General features: G+C 67.7%; 15 protein-coding genes and 1 tRNA gene. 5 read left to right on the forward strand and 11 right to left on the reverse strand.

Features of this window, described 5'->3' with window-relative positions; genetic code table 11:
- Positions 1–14: 14 nt before the first annotated feature.
- Genes EV643_RS03665 through EV643_RS03685 form a run of 5 tightly spaced genes read right to left on the reverse strand, consistent with a single transcriptional unit; the run spans position 15 to position 5,596 of the window.
- On the reverse strand, positions 15–1,472 hold the full coding sequence (locus EV643_RS03665) for a peptidoglycan D,D-transpeptidase FtsI family protein (RefSeq protein WP_133798472.1): 1,458 nt from the start codon (positions 1,470–1,472) through the stop codon (positions 15–17).
- Positions 1,469–2,869 carry an FtsW/RodA/SpoVE family cell cycle protein gene (locus EV643_RS03670; protein WP_133798473.1) on the reverse strand — a complete coding sequence of 467 codons (1,401 nt, stop codon included), beginning with the start codon at positions 2,867–2,869 and terminating at the stop codon, positions 1,469–1,471. Before EV643_RS03670 ends, EV643_RS03665 begins: the two co-directional genes overlap by 4 nt.
- Entirely contained in the window at positions 2,866–4,266 is a 1,401-nt protein-coding gene (locus tag EV643_RS03675) for a PP2C family protein-serine/threonine phosphatase (protein WP_133798474.1), read from the reverse strand. The genes EV643_RS03670 and EV643_RS03675 overlap by 4 nt, the downstream gene beginning before the upstream one ends.
- Positions 4,267–4,275: 9 nt before the next feature.
- The gene (locus EV643_RS03680; RefSeq protein WP_133798475.1) at positions 4,276–4,758 is read right to left on the reverse strand and encodes an FHA domain-containing protein FhaB/FipA; all 483 of its coding nucleotides are present in this window, start codon (positions 4,756–4,758) and stop codon (positions 4,276–4,278) included.
- Between the two features lie 10 nt (positions 4,759–4,768).
- Complete coding sequence (locus EV643_RS03685; RefSeq protein WP_133798476.1) at positions 4,769–5,596, reverse strand: FHA domain-containing protein; 828 nt, start codon at positions 5,594–5,596, stop codon at positions 4,769–4,771.
- Positions 5,597–5,823: 227 nt separating this feature from the next.
- Between EV643_RS03685 and EV643_RS03690 the strand changes: the two genes are divergently transcribed.
- Both EV643_RS03690 and EV643_RS03695 read left to right on the forward strand, forming a co-directional pair.
- Positions 5,824–5,907: transfer RNA gene (locus EV643_RS03690), tRNA-Leu, on the forward strand.
- Positions 5,908–6,128: 221 nt separating this feature from the next.
- A complete protein-coding gene (locus EV643_RS03695) occupies positions 6,129–8,903 on the forward strand; it encodes a heparinase II/III family protein (RefSeq protein ID WP_133798477.1) in 2,775 nt (924 codons plus the stop codon).
- Between the two features lie 211 nt (positions 8,904–9,114).
- On the opposite strand, the gene EV643_RS03700 is transcribed toward EV643_RS03695, so the two are convergent.
- Complete coding sequence (locus EV643_RS03700) at positions 9,115–9,366, reverse strand: hypothetical protein (RefSeq protein WP_133798478.1); 252 nt, start codon at positions 9,364–9,366, stop codon at positions 9,115–9,117.
- Between the two features lie 256 nt (positions 9,367–9,622).
- Between EV643_RS03700 and EV643_RS03705 the strand changes: the two genes are divergently transcribed.
- Complete coding sequence (locus tag EV643_RS03705; RefSeq protein ID WP_133798479.1) at positions 9,623–10,600, forward strand: helix-turn-helix domain-containing protein; 978 nt, start codon at positions 9,623–9,625, stop codon at positions 10,598–10,600.
- A 52-nt stretch (positions 10,601–10,652) separates the two neighbouring features.
- Here the strand turns inward: EV643_RS03705 and EV643_RS03710 are convergent, their stop codons facing one another.
- Positions 10,653–14,312, reverse strand: coding sequence for a S8 family peptidase (locus tag EV643_RS03710; protein WP_133798480.1), 3,660 nt, complete (start codon positions 14,310–14,312; stop codon positions 10,653–10,655).
- A 221-nt stretch (positions 14,313–14,533) separates the two neighbouring features.
- On the opposite strand from EV643_RS03710, the gene EV643_RS03715 reads away from it, so the two are divergent.
- Entirely contained in the window at positions 14,534–15,325 is a 792-nt protein-coding gene (locus tag EV643_RS03715; protein WP_133798481.1) for a PrsW family intramembrane metalloprotease, read from the forward strand.
- A gap of 32 nt (positions 15,326–15,357) precedes the next feature.
- Here EV643_RS03715 and tgmC read toward each other — a convergent pair whose 3' ends face one another.
- From tgmC to tgmA, 3 genes are read right to left on the reverse strand one after another with little or no spacing between them, the layout of a single operon-like run.
- Positions 15,358–16,536 (reverse strand): ATP-grasp peptide maturase system methyltransferase, encoded by a 1,179-nt coding sequence (gene tgmC / locus EV643_RS03720; protein WP_166665300.1) that lies wholly within the window; start codon positions 16,534–16,536, stop codon positions 15,358–15,360.
- Between the two features lie 17 nt (positions 16,537–16,553).
- Positions 16,554–17,495 carry an ATP-grasp ribosomal peptide maturase gene (gene tgmB, locus EV643_RS03725; RefSeq protein ID WP_166665301.1) on the reverse strand — a complete coding sequence of 314 codons (942 nt, stop codon included), beginning with the start codon at positions 17,493–17,495 and terminating at the stop codon, positions 16,554–16,556.
- A 3-nt stretch (positions 17,496–17,498) separates the two neighbouring features.
- Positions 17,499–17,855 (reverse strand): putative ATP-grasp-modified RiPP, encoded by a 357-nt coding sequence (gene tgmA / locus EV643_RS44000; RefSeq protein WP_133798483.1) that lies wholly within the window; start codon positions 17,853–17,855, stop codon positions 17,499–17,501.
- Between tgmA and EV643_RS03735 the strand changes: the two genes are divergently transcribed.
- Positions 17,767–19,362: an NsdA family TPR-like regulatory protein gene (locus EV643_RS03735; protein ID WP_166665303.1), complete on the forward strand. Its 1,596-nt coding sequence runs from the start codon at positions 17,767–17,769 to the stop codon at positions 19,360–19,362. The two genes, tgmA and EV643_RS03735, sit on opposite strands and share 89 nt — an antisense overlap.
- Positions 19,363–19,365: 3 nt before the next feature.
- Here the strand turns inward: EV643_RS03735 and EV643_RS03740 are convergent, their stop codons facing one another.
- Complete coding sequence (locus tag EV643_RS03740; RefSeq protein ID WP_133798485.1) at positions 19,366–20,262, reverse strand: phosphotransferase enzyme family protein; 897 nt, start codon at positions 20,260–20,262, stop codon at positions 19,366–19,368.
- Positions 20,263–20,336: the final 74 nt, after the last annotated feature.

A 20,336-nucleotide genomic window follows, 5' to 3' on the forward strand; every position in this document is an offset into this window, starting at 1 on the left:
ATTCCGTATCGTCGTCATTGGCTCAGCACCGCCTCCATCACCGCTTTCGCGATCGGTGCGGCCAAGGTTCCACCAGCGATGTCGTTGCGCGGTACGTTCGCGTCCTCGATCATCACCGCGACCGCCACCTTCGGGTCGTTGGCCGGCGCGAACGAGGTGAACCACGCGAACGGCGGCTTGTCCGGCGACGTCTGCGCGGTACCGGTCTTACCGGCCACCTGGACGCCGCTGATCCGGCCGGGCTTGCCGGTGCCGTTCTGGACCACGTCCACCATCATCTGGGTCAACTGGCTCGCGACCTCCGGCGAAACCGCCTGGTGCAACGACTCGGGCTTGGTCTCCGAGACCGTCTTCAGGTCAGCGGTCTTCACGTTCTGCACCAGGTAGGGCTTCATCACGTCACCGCCGTTGGCGATCCCGGCCGCCACCATCGCCATCTGCAGCGGCGTGGCCTGGACGTCGAACTGGCCGATCGCGGACTGCGCGACCTGCGGGGCGTTCGGGTCGGCCGGGAACCGGCTGGCGACCGCACCCAGCTCGGGCAGCTGGCGCTCGCCGAAGCCGAACTTCTCCGCCTGCTCGCGCAGCGCGTCCGCGCCGAGGTCGAGCCCGACCGAGCCGAACGCGGTGTTGCAGGACAGGCGCAGCGCGACCGTCAGCGTGGCGTTGTCGCTGCCGCCGCAGTTCTGGCCGTTCTGGTTCGGCAGCCCGACCGTCGTCTGCGGCAGCTCCAGCACGGCTGGGCTGCGCACCTTGGTCTCGGGCGTGTACCGGCCGCTGGACAGTGCCGCGGCCATGGTGACCAGCTTGAACGTCGACCCGGGCGGGTAGATCTCCTTGATCGCCCGGTTCGACATCGGCTTGTTCGCGTCCTCGTTCAGCTTCGTCCAGGCGTCGCTGACCTGGTCCAGGTCGTGGCCGGCCAGTTCGTTCGGGTCGTACGAGGGTCGCGACACCAGCGCCAGCACCTTGCCGGTCTTCGGCTCGATCGCGACGACCGCGCCCTTCTTCCCGGACAGTCCCTTGTACGCCGCCAGCTGGGCCGCCGCGTTCAGCGTGAGGGAGACGCTCGCGCCCTGCTGGCGACGGTTCGTGATCACGTCCACCACCCGGCGGAACGCGAGCGACGGGTCGGAGCCGTTCAGCTCGGAGTTCTGGGTCAGCTCGATCCCGGCCCGGCCGTACAGGTAGGAGTAGAACCCGGTGACCGGGGCGTACGCGGCGGCGACCGACGGCAGGTAGGTCCGCTGGTACTCGAACCGGTCGTTGGACGGTTTGCTCTGCGCGATCGGCGTCGCGCCGATCAGGATCGGGCCGCGGTCCACCGAGAACTGCGAGTCGCGCACCCGGCGGTTGTCGTTGCGGCCGTTCAGCTCGTTCGCCCGGAACGCCTGCAGATAGGTCGAGTTCGCCATCAGCGCGAGCATCAGGATGATCGCCGCCACGGCCAGTCGTCGGATCGCTGAGTTCACTGCTTCTGCACCGCCATGGCGATCGTCTCGTCGGATACCGGAGCCGCGGGGGTCTGCGGCCGGCGGGCCTGGTCACTGATTCGCAGCAGCAGGGCGATGATCGCCCAGTTCGCCACCAGTGAGGTCCCACCGAGCGCCATGAACGGCGTGGCCAGGCCGGTCAGCGGGATCAGGCCGGTGACCCCGCCGACGATCACGAACACCTGCAGCGCGAACGACATCGCCAGACCGGTCGCGAGCAGCTTGCCGAAGATGTCCCGGCAGCCGAGGGCGGTGCGCAGGCCGCGCTCCACGATCAGCGTATAGACCAGGATGATCGCGATCATCCCGGTCAGGCCGAGCTCCTCGCCGAACGAGGAGATGATGAAGTCGCTCTGGCCGTAGAAGCCGAGGATCTCGGGCCGGCCCTGGCCCAGTCCGCGGCCGAGCACACCGCCCCAGGCCTGGCCCATCAGCGCGTTCGAGACCTGGCCGCCGACCTCGTTGAACGGGTCCAGCCAGTCCGCCACCCGCTTGTTCACGTGGCCGAAGGTGGCGTACGCGAACCAGGCGCCGCCGAGGAACAACAGGCCACCGATGAGCAGCCAGCCGGCCCGCTCGGTCGCGACGTACAGCAGGAACAGGAACAGGCCGAAGAACAGCAGCGACGAGCCGAGATCCTTCTCGAAGACCAGGACACCCAGGCTGACCGCCCAGGCGATCAGGATCGGGCCGAGGTCGCGGGCCCTGGGCAGATCGAGACCGAGGAACCGGTGCCCGGCCAGGGTCAGCACGTCCCGCTTCACCACCAGGTAGCCGGCGAAGAAGACGACCAGGCTGAGCTTGGCGAACTCGCCCGGCTGGAACGACATACCGAGGAACCGGATCCAGATCTGCGCGCCGTTGATGTTGACCCCGAGCCCGGGGACCAGCGGCAGGATCAGCAGGATGAGACCGGCCAGGCCCGCTGTGTAGGTGAGGGCCTGCAGCCGGCGGTGGTCCCGGATGAGCAGGATGACGACCAGGAACAGGATGATGCCGACCGCGGTCCAGGTGATCTGCTGCGGTGCGGCGGCGGAGCGGGGCTCCCGTCCGGCGGCCTCGGCGGCCTGCTTCAGCCCAAGGTCGACCCGGTGGATCATCGCGACGCCGAGGCCGTTGAGGAGCACCGCGCACGGCAGCATCACCGGATCGGCGTACGGGGCGCGGTAGCGCAGCACCATGTGGGCGATCAGGGCGAGCAGACTGATCCCGGCGGCGTAGTACCCGGTGCTGGCCGGGATCCGGTCCTGCACGGTGAGGCCGATGTTGATGTAGGCGCCCACCGCGACGGCGATCGCGATGATGAGCAGCATCAGTTCCACCCCGCGCCGGGTGCGCGGGATGATCTGGATGACGGAGGTGGACGCGATACTCATCGAACCCCGTCGCAGTCGTCGGGGTTGACCGTGCCGTCAGGTGTGCTGGACGGCGTGCTGGCCGGTGTCGACACCGGAGTGGTGATCGGCGTCTTGGGCGGCGTGGACACCGGCGGCTTGCCCGAGGCGGTCGGAGTGGTCGGCGCCGGCGTCGGCTTGGGGGTCTGCTTGGCCGCCTTGGCCGCGCACTCGGCCGCGGTCCGCTGCAGTTCGCTGACGATCTCCCGGGCCGCGGCCAGATCGTCGGCCTGGATGTTGCCCTCGACCTGCTCCCGGCTGTACGTCGGCAGCTTGTCCACCTGCAACGTCTGCTTCTCGTACATGTTCGACAGGGTGAGCCCGGGGATCTCATCGTCGACACCCTTGAAGATCGCCACGTAGTCGCCGTCGGTACCGACGTAGTACTGCTTCTGGGTCCAGCCGTACGCGAGCCAGCCGCCGCCGCCGATCAGGGCCAGCGCCACGATCAGGACTGCGAGCCGGCGCAACCAGAGGAACCGCTTCGGTGCCCGGGGCGCATACCGCAACTCCTCCGGATCCAGGTGGCCCGCGGCTCCACCGAGCCTGTCGTCACCATCACCCCGCCGTACTACGACAGTCGGATCGCCGCGACCGGTGCCACCCTGCGCGAGCTCGGCGGCGGCTCCGACGAGTTGGGGAGCGGTCCCGCTCACCGGCTCCGTCTCGACCACGTCGGCCACGACGCAGGTGATGTTGTCGTTCGACTGGGCTTCCAGGGCGTGCGTGATCAGCTCGACCACGACCGAGTCCGGCGTACCGTCCGACATCGAGGCGGCGATCTGCCGGTCGCTGACGTAGTCGGGCAGGCCGTCGCTGCACAGCATCAGCCGGTCGCCGGCCTGGACGTCGAGGATCTCCAGGTCCGGATCCGAGTCGGGCCGGCCGTCCAGCACCCGGAGGATCAGATTCCGGTGCGGATGGGTGAAGGCCTCCTCGGCCGAGATCCGGCCCTCGTCCACCAGCGACTGGACGAACGTGTGGTCGTGGCTCAGCTGCTGCAACTGTCCACCGCGCATCCGGTACGCCCGCGAGTCGCCGAGATGGGCCAGCCCGAGCTGGACGCCGTCGAACATCAGCGCCGTGACGGTCGACCCCATCCCCTCGCGTTCGGGGTCCTCCTCGACCAGCTCGGACAGCCGCTCGTTGGCCCGATGCACGGCACCGGCCAGCGCCTCGATCATGTCCTCACCGGAGATCCCCGGTTTGTCCAGCCGGCGGATCACCTGGACGGCGGCCGCACTGGCCACCTCACCGGCCGCCGCACCGCCCATACCGTCGGCGAGCAGCAGCAGGTGCGGACCGGCGTACGCGGAGTCCTCGTTGTTGTGGCGCTTTCCGATGTCGGACAGTGCGGCGTAGTCGAGTGACAAGGTCATGGCGGCGGCCTACTTCGCGATGTTCAGCGTCGTCCGGCCGATCCGGATCGAACCGCCGATCTCGGCCGGCACCGGCCGGCTCACCCGCTGCCCGTCCAGGTACGTGCCGTTGGTGGAGCCGAGGTCCTCGACCCACCACTCACCCTCGGACTGGAACAACCGGGCGTGCCGGGTGGACGAGTAGTCGTCGTCGAGCCGGATCTGGCAGTCCGAGCCGCGGCCGATCACCACCGGCTCGGCGCTCAGGGTCGCGCCGACCCCGGCCTGTGGTCCGTCGGCGATCGTCACCGAACCTGGCTGCCCTTTCTTCTTCTTGCTCGGTTTGACCGGCTTCGGCGTCCGGCCGCCCTGGGCCAGCACCGGCGCCGGCGCGCGGCTGTCCACCTTGGCGCCGAACAGGTCCGAGCGGATCACGGACAGCACTGCCAGGACGAACATCCAGAGCAGCGCCAGAAACCCCAGTTTGATCAGGGTCAGGGTCAGTTCCGACATGGAAGGCCAGTCACCACCCGCTGCTCGGCGGCTGGGCGATCGGCTCGTCCGCCAGGCGCAGCGTCATGGTCGTGTTCCCGATCCTCACAGTCGATCCGTCGGTCAGTTCCGCCTCGGCCGTCCGGCGGCCGTTCACCAGCGTGCCGTTGGTGGAGCCTAGGTCGACCAGCACCACCCGGACCACTCCTGGGGCGGCCGGCATCAGCCGGATCTCGGCATGCCGCCGGGAGACGCCCGGGTCGTTGATCTGGATGTCGGCGTCCGTCCCGCGACCGAGCACCACGCCTGGCGGATTGATCGGCCGGCGGCGGCCGTTCACCTCCAGCAGCACCTGCGGATGGCCGCGGCGGGCCGCCGGGGGCGCTTGAGGTGGTGGCACCGGTGCGCTCTGCATCACGGTCGGTCCGTCGTTCGGTGGGTACTGCATCGGCTCCGGTGGGGTCGGTTCGGGCGGGCGCCGGTTCGGCGTCCCGATGGTGGCGCTGACGACCCGGAACTTGCCGGTCGGTAGGTCGTCGGCCTGGGTCAGCTGGATCTCGATCGGTCCGGAGAAGGTATAGCGCTGGATCTCGGCGTGGTCGCGCAACTCGTTGGCGAGTTCGTGGTTCAGCGTCCGGCCGTAGGCGTTCAGCCGCTCGAAGTCGTCCGGGCCGAGCTCGATGGTGAAGCTGTTCGGCACCAGCCGGCGGTCCCGGGACAGGATCCGGGCGGTGTTGTCGATCTCCCGTTTGAGCGCCGCGGCCAGTTCGATCGGCTCCACGTCGCCCTTGAACGCGCGCGCGAAGACACCACTCACGATGCCCTCCAGGCGTCGCTCGAAGCGCTGCAGCGGTCGCACGCGTCCTCCTAACGGTCGGTCGTCAGCTGGGGCCAACGATCGTGCTTGCCGAACGGCGCCCTTCGCAGGCTCGCCGTACGCCAACGCCCACCGGGTGCACGGTGGGCACACCTGGTACGACGATCGATCGTATCGGGAGGTTCGACCCAACCCGCAATGCAAGACTCTTCCGGATCGCATGCTAATGTTCTTCCTCGGCTGCGGATGGCAGTTCAGAAGCAGTCAGCGCGCGGGTGGCGGAATAGGCAGACGCGCACGGTTCAGGTCCGTGTGCCCGAAAGGGCGTGGGGGTTCAACTCCCCCCTCGCGCACAGGAAGTCCCGGTCGACGACCGGGACTTTTTGCATTCCCCGGGACCTTTCGCCTGCCGGAGTGTGGCGACCATCACCCGCTCCCGAGACCCCGCCTGCGGCCGAGCAGTTGCTTTCCGTTCGGTTTCTGCCCGCTTTCTGGTCCGAGCCTGTGTACCTGCCGAACACCTAGGGTCTGGTGCCGTTCCAGGAAACCGTTGTGGGGAGATCCGGTGTCTCGTATGCGTACCAGAAGGCGTGCGGCTGTGGTCGCCGCCACCACGACCCTGTTGTTGCTCGCCGGGACTGTTGGCGCCCGGGTTGGATCCACCGCCGAGAATCTGTCCGACGCGGAGTTCTTCGCGCTCCTGGACTACGACGGCATCGCGGACCTGGGCGGCGTCGAGGCCGCCGTACGAGCTGGTGACTACGCCGCCGCCAAGCGCGAACTCCTCAGCTACTACCGCAGCCGTCCGGCCAATGACGCCGGCAAGTTCACCCACAACGACTGGCCCGGCGTCCTCGAGTTGACGCCCGACCACATCTGGACGCTGGGCTCCGGAGAGGTCTACCGGACCACGCTGCGGTTCAGCGCACAGGAGTCGACCGTCACCGCCGACGTCACCGCGGCCGCGGTCGCAGCGACGGGTGGAACCGCGGGCTTCCTGCTGATGGCCCGGACCAAGGAGCCGGTCACGGCCTCGGTCAACAGCCGCGAGAAGGCTTCGGGTAGGCCGGCCCTGCGGCTGACGCTGACCGATGGTTCGGTCCGGACGCTCAACCCCACGGCCGACACCTACATCAAGGCCGGCACCGACGCCGGTACGTCGTACGGCGGCAAGGACGTCCTGCAGGTACGGGACCAGGGCAGCGGCCCGTTCACGGCCGAGACCCGGAAGGCCTACCTGCAGTTCGACCTGCGCGGTGTCTCCGGTGTGCGCAGCGCGGAGCTCTCGCTGACCGGGCGCGCGGACGCCGCCAAGGACGTGATGGTGTTCAGCAACTCCGAGGCGTTCGTGGAGAGCAGCCGTACCTGGAACAACACCGTGCAGAACACGTACTCCTGGCAGGGCGATCCCGGTGGCTTCGACTGGCTGCTGCCGGCCGGCGCCGACAAGGAGTACTGGTACCAGTTGGCGCGCTTCTTCTTCGCCGGCCCTCTGGCCAGGGCGTACCAGGGGACCGGCGAGGAGAAGTACGCCGACGCCCTGATCGGCACGATGACCGACTTCATCGCCGATGCCGACGGGTACGGCACCGAGTACGGCGCGGGCTCGTATCCGCGCAGCCTGGACACCGCGCGCCGGCTGGACAACTGGACGGCGGCGTACGAGATCCTGCGCACCAGTCCATCGCTGGACGCGGAGGAGAACGTCCAGATCCTGAAGACGATGTACCGATCGGGCCTGCACCTGCGGGGCAACGTCCACGACAGCCCGAACTGGATGCAGACCCAGAAGATCTCGCTGCTCCACGCCGCGGTCTACCTGCCGGAGTTCACCGCGGCCGCGGGCTGGCGGGGCAACGCGGCCGACTTCCTGGCGGGTCAGCTGAACGACTCGACCTACCCCGACGGCGGGTACCGGGAGGCGACCAGCGGCTACGCCCGCGGGTACGTCTCTCAGTACGTCGACCTCGTCGAGTTCATGAAGAAGCACGGCATCGCCTTCACCGCGACCGAGAAGCTCCGCAAGCTCGGCCACTTCCTGATGGACCAGACACTTCCGAACGGCTACACCGCGAACTACGGGGACAGTGGCAGCGATGACCAGCGCACGGTACTGCGCCGTCTCGGCGAGCTGCTCGGCGACCAGGAGCTGATCTACGTCGGTACGTCTGGGAAGGCCGGTACGAAGCCCGCGCACGTCGCGGCGCGGTATCCGGACACCCGGGTGGCGGTCTCCCGCTCCGGATGGTCGGCGGACGACGCCTACCTGCGGTACAACATCGATCGCGGTCCCCACAGTCATCCCGACGAACTGTCGCTCGTCACGTACAAGCACGGCCGCGAGTTGCTGGTCGACCCGGGCACGTACAGCTACAGCTCGGATCCACGATCGGACTGGTTGCGGAAGACCACGGAGGCCCACAACACCGTCGAGGTCGACAACTTGCCGCAGAACTCCAAGGCCGCCGGCGAGATCACCCATTTCGTCAGCAATCCGGCGTTCGACCTGATCAGCGGGAACACCGATGCCTCGGCCGGCGCGTGGCACGCGCGGTCCGTGCTGGCCTTGCGCTCCGGCGTGTCGGTGGTATCCGATCAGCTCAGGCCGCGCGACACCGCCTCGCACCGCTACGAGCAGAACTGGCACTTCCTGCCGGACGCGAATCTCACCCAGAGCAGCACGACCAAGGCAACGGTCACCCGGTTCGGATCCGGCGCGAACGTGACAGTCGTCCCCGCGGATCCCGGGAAGCTCACCGCCTCGGTCGCCAACGGTTACTACTCGCCTGCGTTCTACCGCGTCAGCGACGCGAAGTACTCCTCGTACGTCAAGCAGGTCGCGGGGCGTACGACGTTCGACACCCTGCTGCTGCCTTCGTCGGGGGCCGCGGACACCGGCGTACGGATCACTCGGCTGCCGGTAGGCACGCTGACGCCGGATCTCGTCACAGCACTGGACATCCGCTTCGGCGACGGCGGTCGCGGCACGTACTACAAGTCATGGGCGACGAAGGCCAAGCGCGCATTCGGAACGTACAACTTCGACGGGAAGATCCTCTACGTCCAGGACAATCCCGCCGGAAGCGTGCAGTCCTTCATCCTGTACGACGGGTCGACGGTGCAGCGTGCCGGCAAAGTCCTGGTCAACTCGCCGGTTCCGGTGAACGACATCGCGGTCACCTACGACGGATCCAAGCTACGCATCGACGGCCGCACCCTGACCGCCTCAACCGACCCAGCAAAGGCGATCGCCATCACCGCCCCAACCGCCACCGAGGTCCTCCTCAACGGCACCCCCGTCAACTTCACCCGCACCGGCGACTTCATCTACGCTGCGGCCGCAAGTTGAGCTCCGCCATTCCAGTACGACGTACGACGGCCAGTTGCGCCGATACGAACCCAAGCCCTCGCAGACCCGGATGCACTGGCGCAACGCCAACACGGGTCAGCAGCCTCCGTCCAGACTCCTTGAGGCCCCGACGGCCGCGCGAGTGGGGACCGTGAACAAATTGTCGGGGGGTCGGTCTAGTCGTGCGGTGTTGATGGTCCCGGGTTGTTGTTCAAGGTCCTGGTTTTGGGGCGCGACGCGTGCGGCGAGGTCCTGGGTTGGGCGCGGCGGGGATGGGGTGCGGTCGGCGAAGGATTCGGTGGAGGAGGTTGCCGGTGGGGGCGCCTCGGTGTCTGGGTGGGGTTGGGGTGGTGGGGGTGGAGTTGCCGCGGTGGAAGGGTGAGGTGGCGCCGAGGAGCATCCAGAGTGCGAGCAACGCGGCGGCAACCAGGCCGGCGATGCCGACGTAGTCGGTGACGGTCATGTCGATCTCTTTCGGTGAACTCGGGCGGGAGTGGTTGGTGTTCGGTGTGAACTCGGGCGGGAGCGGTTCGTGGTTCACCGTTGGTGACGGAGTAGCGCGGACTTCGTGATGGCACTGTGGTGCCAGGAGTGTCAACCAGAGGGAATGGCGCAACGGTGTCGGGCGCTGAGAAGGTTTGTTGCCGTGGTTGAGGAAATTGCTCGCCACTGCGCGGATCGGCTGCGTAGGTTGAGCTTCGAGCATTGGAGGTGGGGCGATGCAGGACGGATCGCTGCTCGACGCAGGCGAGGAGCAGGCGTACCGGCTGCTGGTCGGGTTGTCGGTCGCGAGATCCGCGGAGCTGGCCGAGGTCGCCAAGTTGCCGCAGCACGAGGTGGACGAGGTGCTGCAGCGACTGCAGGCGAAGGGTCTGGTCGCCGCACAGCCGGGTGACGACCCCGTCTTCCGCCCGCTGCCACCGGATGTGGCCCTCGGTACGACGCTGCTCCGGCGGCAGGAGTCGCTCGAATCGGCGCGGCAGGCGGTGGCCTCACTGAGCGAGGAGTTCCGGGCCAACGCGAGCCGGCGGGACGCGCACCACCTGGTCGAGGTGATCGTCGGGGCGAAGGCGCTCCGCGACCGGCTCCGCGATCTGCAGGAGTCGGCCCGCGAGGAGATCCTGTGGTTCTGCCGCGCCAATCCGCTGGCGATGCAGGGCGCCGAGAACACTGAGGAGTACGGCGCGCTCAGCCGCGGCGTCCGGTACCGGGCCATCTACGAGCGTGCGCTGCTGGAGACGCCGGGCGAGCTCGACACCATCGCCGAAGGGGTCGGCTGGGGCGAGGAGGCCCGGACGCTCCCGACGCTGCCGGTCCGGCTGGCGATCGTGGACCGGGCGACGGCTGTCTGCCCGCTGGTGCGCGACGAGGCGCTCGGGATCGGCGAGCCGACCGCCGCGGTGATCAGCCAGGGGCAACTGCTCGACGCGCTGCTGGCCCTTTTCGAGACGCACTGGGAGGCAGCGACACCGGTGAGGTTGCAGGCGAGCGACGCCGAGATCACCGAAGGGCTGGACGACTCCGAACGCTTCCTGCTGTCGCTGATGGTGGCCGGCGTCCCGGACAAGTCGATCGCGTCGCAGCTCGGCATCAGCCGCCGTACCGTGCAGCGCCGGCTCGACCGGATGATGGCGCTGGCCGGAGTCGACACGCGGACGGGCCTCGCCTTCCAGGCCGCCAAACGCAACTGGCTCTAACGCAATCGGCCCGGGCAGGCTGCCACCTGTCCGGGCCGATTCAGCTGCTGAACTACTTGCGCCCGTACGCCCGGATCACCGTCTGGCTGACCTTGTTCCCGGCGTTGTCACCCGCAACCACTCGCAGGGAGACCGTGCCATTGCCCGCCGGAACCACACCGACGTACTGCCCGAGCGCCCCGACCGTGATGACCCGCCGCCAGGTCTTGCCCTCGTCGAACGACACCTCCGCCTGCAACGAGGTCGACCGCGCCGCCGCAGCTCCGGCCTGCTGGTTCACCTTGAATCCGATCATGTGCGGCAGCCGGGCGACCCGCCCGGTCAGATCCGTCGGTACGTCGTACCCGACCTGCAGCAACGGCAACGCCACGGCCTGGTCCTCCGGCGCCTTCTTCGACCGGAACTCCCACGCGGTCCGGGTCTCCGTCGCCCAGTTCCACTCGCCTTCGGAGTCGTCGCGCTGAGTGTTGAGCTCCAGCCGGTACGCCGCGTCGCCGCCGCTGGTGATCACATCGGCCCAGGCGTCGGGCAGTTCCGCGACGACGGCGCCGTCCTTCTTCAGCACGGCCGACGACGATGTGGTCTCGCCGATCGTGTAGTGGCCGGCGGCATCGACGAAGGCCGGAATCCGCAGTGACAAGCGGTCGCCGGTCCGGGTGGACGTCAAACCAGGCACGGCCGCCGGACGTACAACGGGCTTGAACCAGCTTTCATTGGATGCCCCGGTCCGATACGTCCGTGGCAACGAGGTCAGCCCACCTTGCAGCGGGTTCATCGTGTCCCAGGTGTAGAGGTGGTGCACCCGGTGCTGCCAGAGCGAGTCTCCCGCGGTCACCCACTCCTCGCGGACCTTCGGTGTCTCGACGAACCGCTGGGAGTCGTTCCACGCGTACTCCTGCCACGGCCGCCAGCCGAACCGCTGCTCTTTCGCCCAGTTGAACCCGCCGTTGTCCTGGTACGAGGTGTTCACCCGAGCACTGTTCGCCGCCGTCACCTTGTAGGTGATCTTCGCCGGGATGTTGCCGGTCGAGACCTGGAGTACGTCGTACAGGTAGGGGCTGGACGTGGTCAGCGTCAGGTCGATCGTGGCCCGGCCGGCGCGCGCCCGGTCGATCAGCTTGCGGCCGTCGACGGTGGTCGTGACCATCGCGGGGATGGGTTCGCGGTCGCCGGTCGGGCGCCAGACCGTCCACGCCGACCAGTCCGCCGGGCGGACCAGGATCACCGCCGCCGCACCGGCCTGCGCAGCCGCGGCGATCTGGTCCTGCTCGTTGCCGTCCTCGCTCGTATTCAGCACGGCGACCGCGCCCTTCACACCGCGAAGGTCCGGGCCGGCCGCGACCAGGCTGAACCGCTTCTTGCCCTCGAACGACGGCGACTGGTGCAGCAGGTTGATGTCCAGCGGACCCTGTACACCTTGGACGGAGGCCTGGACCAGCGGTGCGACGAGCTGCCAGCGGGAGGAGAACTCGAAGCTGCCCTCCTTGACCGGCGCGGTCGGCGTGACCAGGACCTGCTCGACCGTGCTGAAGTGCATCACGCCGTGGCTGATCTTGCGTCCGTTGCCGTACTCGCGGTGCACGTAGTAGCTGAGCACGGCCTGCTGCTCGGACGGCTTCGGCGTCTCGATCGTGATCGGCACCGCCTTGCGCGCGTCGATGACGAGCTCGGTGTCCTGGGTGACGGTGATGTTCGGGTCGGTGAAGACGCTGACCTTCTCGTCCTGCGGGTCGTAGTTCTCGACGATCGAGTGCAGCAGGTAGGTGCCCTCCTCGATCTCGGTGGTGATGCTCCCGCCGTCCGGGATCCAGGCCAGCGAGTCGGACCGCGAGTTGTCGCCGAACAGGGAGAACATCGGGACGCCGGTCGGCTGACCGTCCAGGCCGACCGCGCGCAGCGTGACCTTGTGCTTCGGACCGGCCCGCAGTACGCCGACGGCGGTCCGGACTGAGACGCCATTGGTGCCTGTGGCAACGATCCAGCCGCTGTGCAGACCGCGGACCAGCTTGGCCGGGTCCAGGGTGACCGGCACGTCGACGCTGCCGCCGGCCGGTACGGTGATGGTCGACGGCAGTCCGAGTGCGTCGGTCTCGGGCTGGTGGGTGTCGAGGTTGTCCACATCCACCGCGAGCGTCAGCGTGACCGGAGAGGTGGTGTCGTTCCGGTAGGTGATCGTGCGGCTCGCGGAGGCGCCGGCCAGACCGAAGTCCGCGACGCCGGTCGCGTAGACCTTCTGCGCGACGGCCCGCGCGAGGTCGACCCGGCCCGCGCCCTGGGCGTAGACGCTCAGGTCAGGCGTGGTCTTCGCCGTACTGACCAGGGCGTTCTTGAGCTGGTCCGCGGTCCAGTCGGGGTGCGCCTGGGCGAGCAGGACGGCGGCACCGGCCACGTGCGGCGCGGCCATCGACGTACCGGAGGCGGCTGTGTAGAGGTTGTCGATCGGCTCGCCCATCGTGGTACCGGCGGCGCGGGCGGCGACGATGTCCACACCCGGCGCGGTGATCTCGGGCTTCAAGCCGTCGTCGCCAAGGCGTGGGCCGCGGCTCGAGAACTCGGCCAGCTGGTCATTGCGATCCACAGCGCCGACGGTCAACGCGGAGGCCGCGGCGCCCGGCGTACCGATCGACTGGTCCTGGCCCTCGTTGCCCGCCGAGACCACGAACAAGGTCCCGGTCTGCGCGGTGATGTCGTTGACGGCCTGGCTGAGCGGGTCGGTGCCGTCGGTCGCGCCACCGCCGAGGCTCATGTTGACTACCTTCGCGCCCTCGGCGGCGGCCCACTCCATCCCGGCGATGATCCACGAGTCGTATCCGTACCCGTCGTCGCCGAGCACCTTGCCGACCAGGAGATCGGCCTTGGGTGCGACGCCCTTGCGGGTGCCATTCGCGCCGGCGCCGGTGCCCGCGATCGTGGCGGCGACGTGGGTTCCGTGGCCGAAGTGGTCCTCGGAGCCGGTCGGGCTGCCGGAGAAGTCCTCAGCCTGCTGCACCTTGCCCGCCAGATCCGGGTGGGTCGCGTCGACACCGGTGTCCAGTACGGCGACCTCTACGCCGCTGCCCTCGTATCCGGCCTGCCACGCGGCGGGAGCACCGATCTGCGCGACACTCCGGTCGAGCACCGGGCGAACCTTGCCGTCGAGCCAGATCTTGGTGACGCCCTGGTCCAGGGTGCGGGCCGTTTTCGACTGCGGTTTGAGCGACTCCCACAGCCCGGTCAGCTCCGACTTGGTCGCCGTGACGGCCGCAGCGCCGATGGAGTCGAGCGGGCGAGTGGTCGTCGTACCGGTCAAGGCCGAGCGCGCCTGCACCCCACCGGCGTACCGGACGATCAGCGGGAGGTTGCTGGTGGCGGTGTCGCCATATCCGTCCGCGAGGAGCTCCTCCACGTCGAACAGGTCCACATCGAGCACACCGGACGACACGAACTGCACGGCGTCGCTCGGCAGCACCCGCAGGCCGCCGTCCACCTCGATCGTGTGGAAGGCGACCCGCTCGCGCCCGGCGGCCGGTTGCACGTTCGCGGCCTTCTTGCCCGCACCCGCGTCGGTGACTTCGACGACGTCACCGGTGATCAGGGTGATCTTCTGCGACTTGCCCGCTGGTGCCGCGGACGCGGTGGAGGCGGTCGGTACAGCGGTGGCCTGGAGGGTCGTCGTACCGGCGAGGGCGAGAGCGGCCGCGAGGATGGCGGCCTGACGGGCGGGGGAGAGCATGGTGGACTCCTTCGAGAGGTCAGGGGGCAGGCACCTCTTTTCCTGGAGTCTGCAATCCCGTCACCTGCTTGTGCCCTGTCCAGCGCTGCCGTTCCTGTGACATGGCGCATGCACGCCACCGGCAACCCGGGACCAAGCGTGAACCCACCGTAACGGAGAGTCGCCAGACACGCGTGCATCTTCCGCTGCACCCAAGGCCCAACAGGTGCAGGATTCAGTGCATGACCGCACAGCAGATCGTCCGCCGGTGGGCCTGGGTCGGGACGTTCGTGGTCGGCACGGTGCTGTACCTGCTGGTGCTCGCCGTGCTGACCGACACCGGCAACCCCAACCTCTTCCCGACGATGATCCTGCTCGGCGCCCTGGTGGTGCCGCTGACCTTCGTCACCTTCGCGGCCAGGAGCTCCGGCCGCTGGCTGATCGACGGCCCGACGCTCGGCGGTTCGCTGCTCTTCGGTGGCGTCGTCGGAGTGGTCGTCGCCGGCCTGCTCGAGTACGACGCGATGCAGCGGCTCGGCGCTCTCCCGATGCTCGGAGTAGGCCTGATCGAGGAGGCGGCGAAACTGGTGATCCCGGTGATCCTGGTGCTCTTCTTCGGACACCGGTACCGGCGCTCGATCGGCACCGGCATCATCATCGGCGTCGCGGTCGGCACCGGGTTCGCCGTACTGGAGACGATGGGCTACGCCTTCGTCGCGCTACTGCAGTCCGGCGGGAACGTCGGCGCCGCCGAGCAGACCCTCTTCATCCGCGGCCTGCTGTCCCCCGCCGGCCACGCGGCCTGGACCGGAATCACCTGCTGGGGCCTCTGGCGCTTCGCCGTCGCTCCTAGCGGCAAGCGATTCCTCGGCTTCCTCGGCATGTACGCCGTCGCCGTCGCCCTCCACACCACCTGGGATGGCCTCGGCGGCCGCATCACCTACGCAATCGTCGGCGCCATCTCCATCGGCCTCCTACTCCTCGGCCTCAAGAAAGCCCAACACCAGGACAACCGCATCCCAGCCCCGGCCTGACCGTGCGCCCCTTCGCCGGAACCCTCGATCGCCTACTCGGGTAGGTGCCAGAGCTTTGGAGCATCGGGGAAGCCAACGTACTGGTGCTCGGCGGTGATGGTGACCTTGAATGCCTCGACGCCAGGATTTCCAGCAGTTCGCCATGCACGTACGGCGATCTCGACGGCGTCCCACATGCGTATCGGTCCACCCTGGAGCACAGATCCGTCAGCAGCCGACACGACCGCGTACGAGCCTGTGGCCACGTCAACGAGATAGTCCAGCGGACGTCCGGCCTCGTCGGAACCCTTCACGTGCTGGGAGTTCGGAACGGCAAGTTGGACCAGGAGGCGACCAGGATCCTCGTCGAGCACAGCCGCGCTCACTGAGGTTGTCGACCGGATCTCGTCCGGAGCACCCGTTCGGATCTCGGTGATGCTCGGAGCGACCTGGCGCCTGGCCGGCATGAACGAGGCGGGATCACCTAGGAACCAGCCCTCTGCAGTCGCGGGTCCCGTGACATCGACACGAGCCAAAGCAGAGGCGTCGAGCCAGCCGGACAACGTCAAGAGAATCTTTCCGCCAGACTTCGTCGACTCGATCCATGAGCGCGGAACGCTTCTCAGGGAGCATGCAGCGATGACGCGGTCGTAGCCACCCGAAGGCGGTGTCGGCAACCCATCCAAACCATCAGCGACCGTGAGCCACGGTTCGTAGCCGATGCTGGCGAGAGACGTCCGTGCCGCGGCAACCACCGCGCCATCGACGTCTACCGAGGTGATCTGAGCGGGCTGAAGTCGCGCGCAGGCAAGGGCCGTTGAGTATCCGGTGCCTGTGCCCACCTCGGCGACCGAGGACGAATCGTCGACGAGCAGGTTCTCCCACATCCGCGCAACGAGGCTCGGCATGGTCGCCGACGATGTCGGCGTCCCCGCTGTCGGGCCGTTCACGTCGTTCGGGAGGATCGCTCCATCAAGCTGGGTCACCAGCGAGTCGTCTGAGTAGATCTCCGCCAGCCACGTCTCGGGGTCCGAATCGACGTCGGCCGTCGTCGGCTCCCACCGGCTGTCTCCGTCCGGGTCGAGGGAGTGGCGGAAGTAGTGCGCGAGGAATGCCTCTCGGGGCACGGACTCGAAGGCGGCTCTCCACTCCGCCGTTCGGAGGTCGCCGCTACTGACGAGCCGCTCGGCGAGTTGCGCGCGGAGCTTCCTGCTCAGGGCCTGGTGTTTCATCGTAGGAACATCCTTACTCAGTCGGCGAGAAGATCCGCGAATGCCCGGGCGATGGGCAGGCCGGTCTCGGACTCGATCCATCCCCATTCGCCGCCGGGGTTGCACTCGAACCACCACCAGGTCCCGTCGAGCGCGTCGATGCCGAAATCGAAGCATCCGTAGGAGAGCCCGAACCGTTCGAGGTACTTCGTCAGCAGGACGTTGAGGCCGGCTGGGGGTTCGACCACCGTGTAGCTCCGGATCAGGTCATAGCGTTCCCGCCAGTCGGTCAGCGGCGAATCGATCCGTACGCAGAAACTGCGGTCGCCGACGACGGTGACCCGGACGTCGGCGGATTTGTCGACCCGTGCCTGAAACAGATGCGCGGTCCCTCCAACCGACTCGTCCAGTTCGTCGGTCGACACCGCTCGCACCCAGATCGCCCTGGCCTCGCCGTCCTCCTCGTACTCGGTCGACCACAGCGGCTTGTACACCGCGATCCCGTGTTCTTCGACGAACTGTCGCGCATCGTCCAGGCGGTTTGTCACGATCGTCGGTGGTACTGCGAAGCCCAGTTCGGTTGCCACCGTCAGTTGTGCAGGCTTGTACTCCGCCGCCATCTGCCGGCGCGGGTGGTTCACCTGGCGGCATCCGGGCAAGGCGGAGAGGACACCACCAAGACCAAAGCGCGCCTGATCCCGGGAGAAGCGCGCATCCTGGGCGGCGAGGCCGGCGAACGTGGGCTGAGTTGGCCGCCGGTAGTAGATGGAACGAACTGCGGACAGGTCCGCCGCCCTGGACTCTGTCCACAGTGATCCGGCGAACGCTCCTTCCCCGTAGCGAGCGGTCGTGGCGAGCGCATTCGGGAAGTCGGCAAGGTCGAACCGAACCACCGGTACGCCGCGCTGGTTGAGCTCGTCGATGACCAGATCTGCGGTCGTATCTTCTCCTGTGACAACGAGAACGCAGTCACGCAGCACAGGTCAGTCCTGCTCGGCGTCGGGATCGGTTCCGTCGACGATCACGCGTCCGTCAAGGTTGGTCATCCGGGGGTTCCTGGTGTTGCGGATCGAGCCGTGCTTGGGGCCGGCGACGACCTGGCCGAGATGGTCGTAGTAGATCCCCACCTGGGTCTCGTGGTCCACCTCGTGCCTGGCTGGGAGGGTCCGCCCAGGAGAGGCGAACGGGCGCATCCTTGTGAGACCCCAGGGTCGGGCAGTGCGTACAGGCTGCATGTCGTGACCTTTCGTGGTGGACGGAGCCGACATCGGTCGCAGGGATTTCACAATGTCGGCCCCGTCGATCGAGGAGAACGACATCCATCTCAGCCCTTTCGTCATCCTGGCGGGAGGAGCAAAGACCGTGCATTCGGCAACGACCTGTGCAGAACCCGTGCACAACAGACGCGAAACCCCAGGCGGCCACCTGTTCGCTCCGCCACAGCACGACTACTGTGGGTGGATCGTTCCGGTAACGCGAAGAGGTTGCATGAATTCGCCCAACGAGTTGTTCGCCGCATTGATGGATGAGGCTGCCTGCTCGCGAAGCGCGCTCGCGCGGGACATTCGTGAACTGGCAGCGGCCAGAGGACTCACGGACATCCGATGCGACCACGTCGATGTCGGTCGCTGGCTGAAGGGGATGGCACCCCGTGGCGCGAAGCCGGTCCTGATCGCCGAGGCGCTGGGCCGCCGCCTGGGTCGTGCGTTGTCGCTGAGCGATCTTGGCTTCGCCGGTGCACAGCCGCTGACCCTTGCACTGACCTTCTCCGAATCGCGTACCGCGACGATCCGGACCTCTCGAACGCTCTGGACAGAAGACTTGAAACGCTCGGACTTCCTCCGCTCGGCAGTCACCGCGAGCATGTTGACCACTCCAATGGCTCGGTGGCTTCTCTCGCCGCCCGCCGATCCGCCATACCGCACGACGGGCACCCGACGGGTTGGCACGGACGACGTCGCGGCGGTCCGCGCGACGTTGCACATGTTCGAGGGCCTTGACCATCAGTTCGGCGGAGGGCATGCGCGAACGGCAGCGGTTCAGTACCTCGCCGACGCGGTGACACCACTCCTGCATGCGAGCTACAGCGACGCGATCGGCCGACAACTGTTCGCGGTCGCTGCGCAATTCACGTACAAGACCGGAGCGATGGCGTACGACGTCGGCCTGCACGGGCTGGCTCGGCGCTACTTCGTTCAGGCGCTCAACCTGGCACATTCCTCAGGGGATCGCCCGTTGAGTGGGAAGGTTCTGGCGTTGATGAGTCACCAGGCCAACTACCTTGGCGAGTACAGAGAAGCTGTCGATCTCGCCAGGGCGGCCGCTCAGGGAGCGGGTCCCGAAGCCACTCCACGGGTCCGCGCGATGTACGCCGCCATGGAGGCACGTGGATTGGCCAGCATTGGTGACAAGCGAGCCTGCGTCCGCATGATGAAGGCGGCCGAGGTCAACTTCTCAACCGGCTCTGACACCGAGGAACCTGACTGGATCGGCTACTTCGACCAAGCCGAGCTTCACGACGAGCTGGCTCATTGCTTCACCGCCCTCCGGTCACCGCGGGAAGTCGAGCGGCACGCCAACCTCGCGCTCGGCGACGCCTCTGAGTTGCATCCCAGAAGCCGCACGTTCTGCCGCATGTCACTAGCCACTTCGTACGTCGACGCCGGCGACGTCCCACGAGCATGCGAGACGGCCGACAAGGCGCTCACAGCGGCCGGAAGGATCAAGTCCGCCCGCGTTCGCAGCTACGTCCAGACGTTCGATCGACGGCTGAGTGCGTTCGGTGGCCAGCGGTCGATCGCCGACTTTCGGGAGCGCGCGCGGCAGATCCTGGCGGTCGCGTCCTAAGAGTCACGTGCCGGGCGTCCAGGACCTCGGGGCGTCTGGGTGGCGGAGCGAGGCGATGCGACGGTCGGTCTCGTCTTTGAGTCGGGGTTCACGGACAAGCCGGCTGAGCAGCCAGGCGGTCATGCGGAACTCGCGCAGAGCGGCCAACACCCCGAACCCGTCCCACGACCGAATATCCCAGCCGTACGCCCCGACGAAGGCGTCGTACTCGCGTTCGTCGTACCAGCCCAGCCGTAAGTAGACAGCCGATACGACGAGGTCCCACTCGCGTGGGCCGACGCTGAATCGCTCGAGATCCAACAACACGGCAACTCCATCGCTACCGCGGATCGCGTTCTTCCGGTTGGCGTCGCCGTGGATGACACACACCGGGAGTCCAGCACTCACCTGGGCGTACTCGTGCCGTAGCTCATCAAGCCGTTCAGCAAGGAAGCGACTGTCAGCACCGCTTAGCGCTGGCTCAGCGTCGGCGAGATGTTCCTGGAGGCGGACGAACGGGTCGAGCATGGGGATCTCGAAATTCGATGGCACTGGGAGATGGTGGAGCTGCCTGAGCAGTCGGGCGAGCTCGGCCGTACTGGCCATGGACGCATCGCGCACTTCGTGCCAGAACGTGACGACATGACCGTCGGTCGTCACGGGCTGATCGATCGTTTCCACGGGCCTCACGGCCGGCACTCCTTGGGCTGCGAGCCAGTTTCCGCTGCGCACCTCGCGCACCGCTCTGTCGCGGACTGCGGACCGCGCCACGCGGGCGACGATGCCGCCAGACAGGCGGAAGACCGCATTGTCGGCGATCGGCCCCAACAATTCGATCCTGGCATCCTGGATGGCAAGTTCGACGGCGACGGCACGAAGAGCCGCGAGTGCTGTCGTGTGCTCGAGCGGGCCGTCAGCCATGCTGGCAGTCTCCCATTCGGAAGACCACAGACGACCTGGTCAGCCGTGGTCGCCAGTTCGCGTCCTGCTGCAGA

The organism is Kribbella caucasensis, assembly GCF_004361855.1.
Taxonomy (GTDB): domain Bacteria; phylum Actinomycetota; class Actinomycetes; order Propionibacteriales; family Kribbellaceae; genus Kribbella; species Kribbella caucasensis.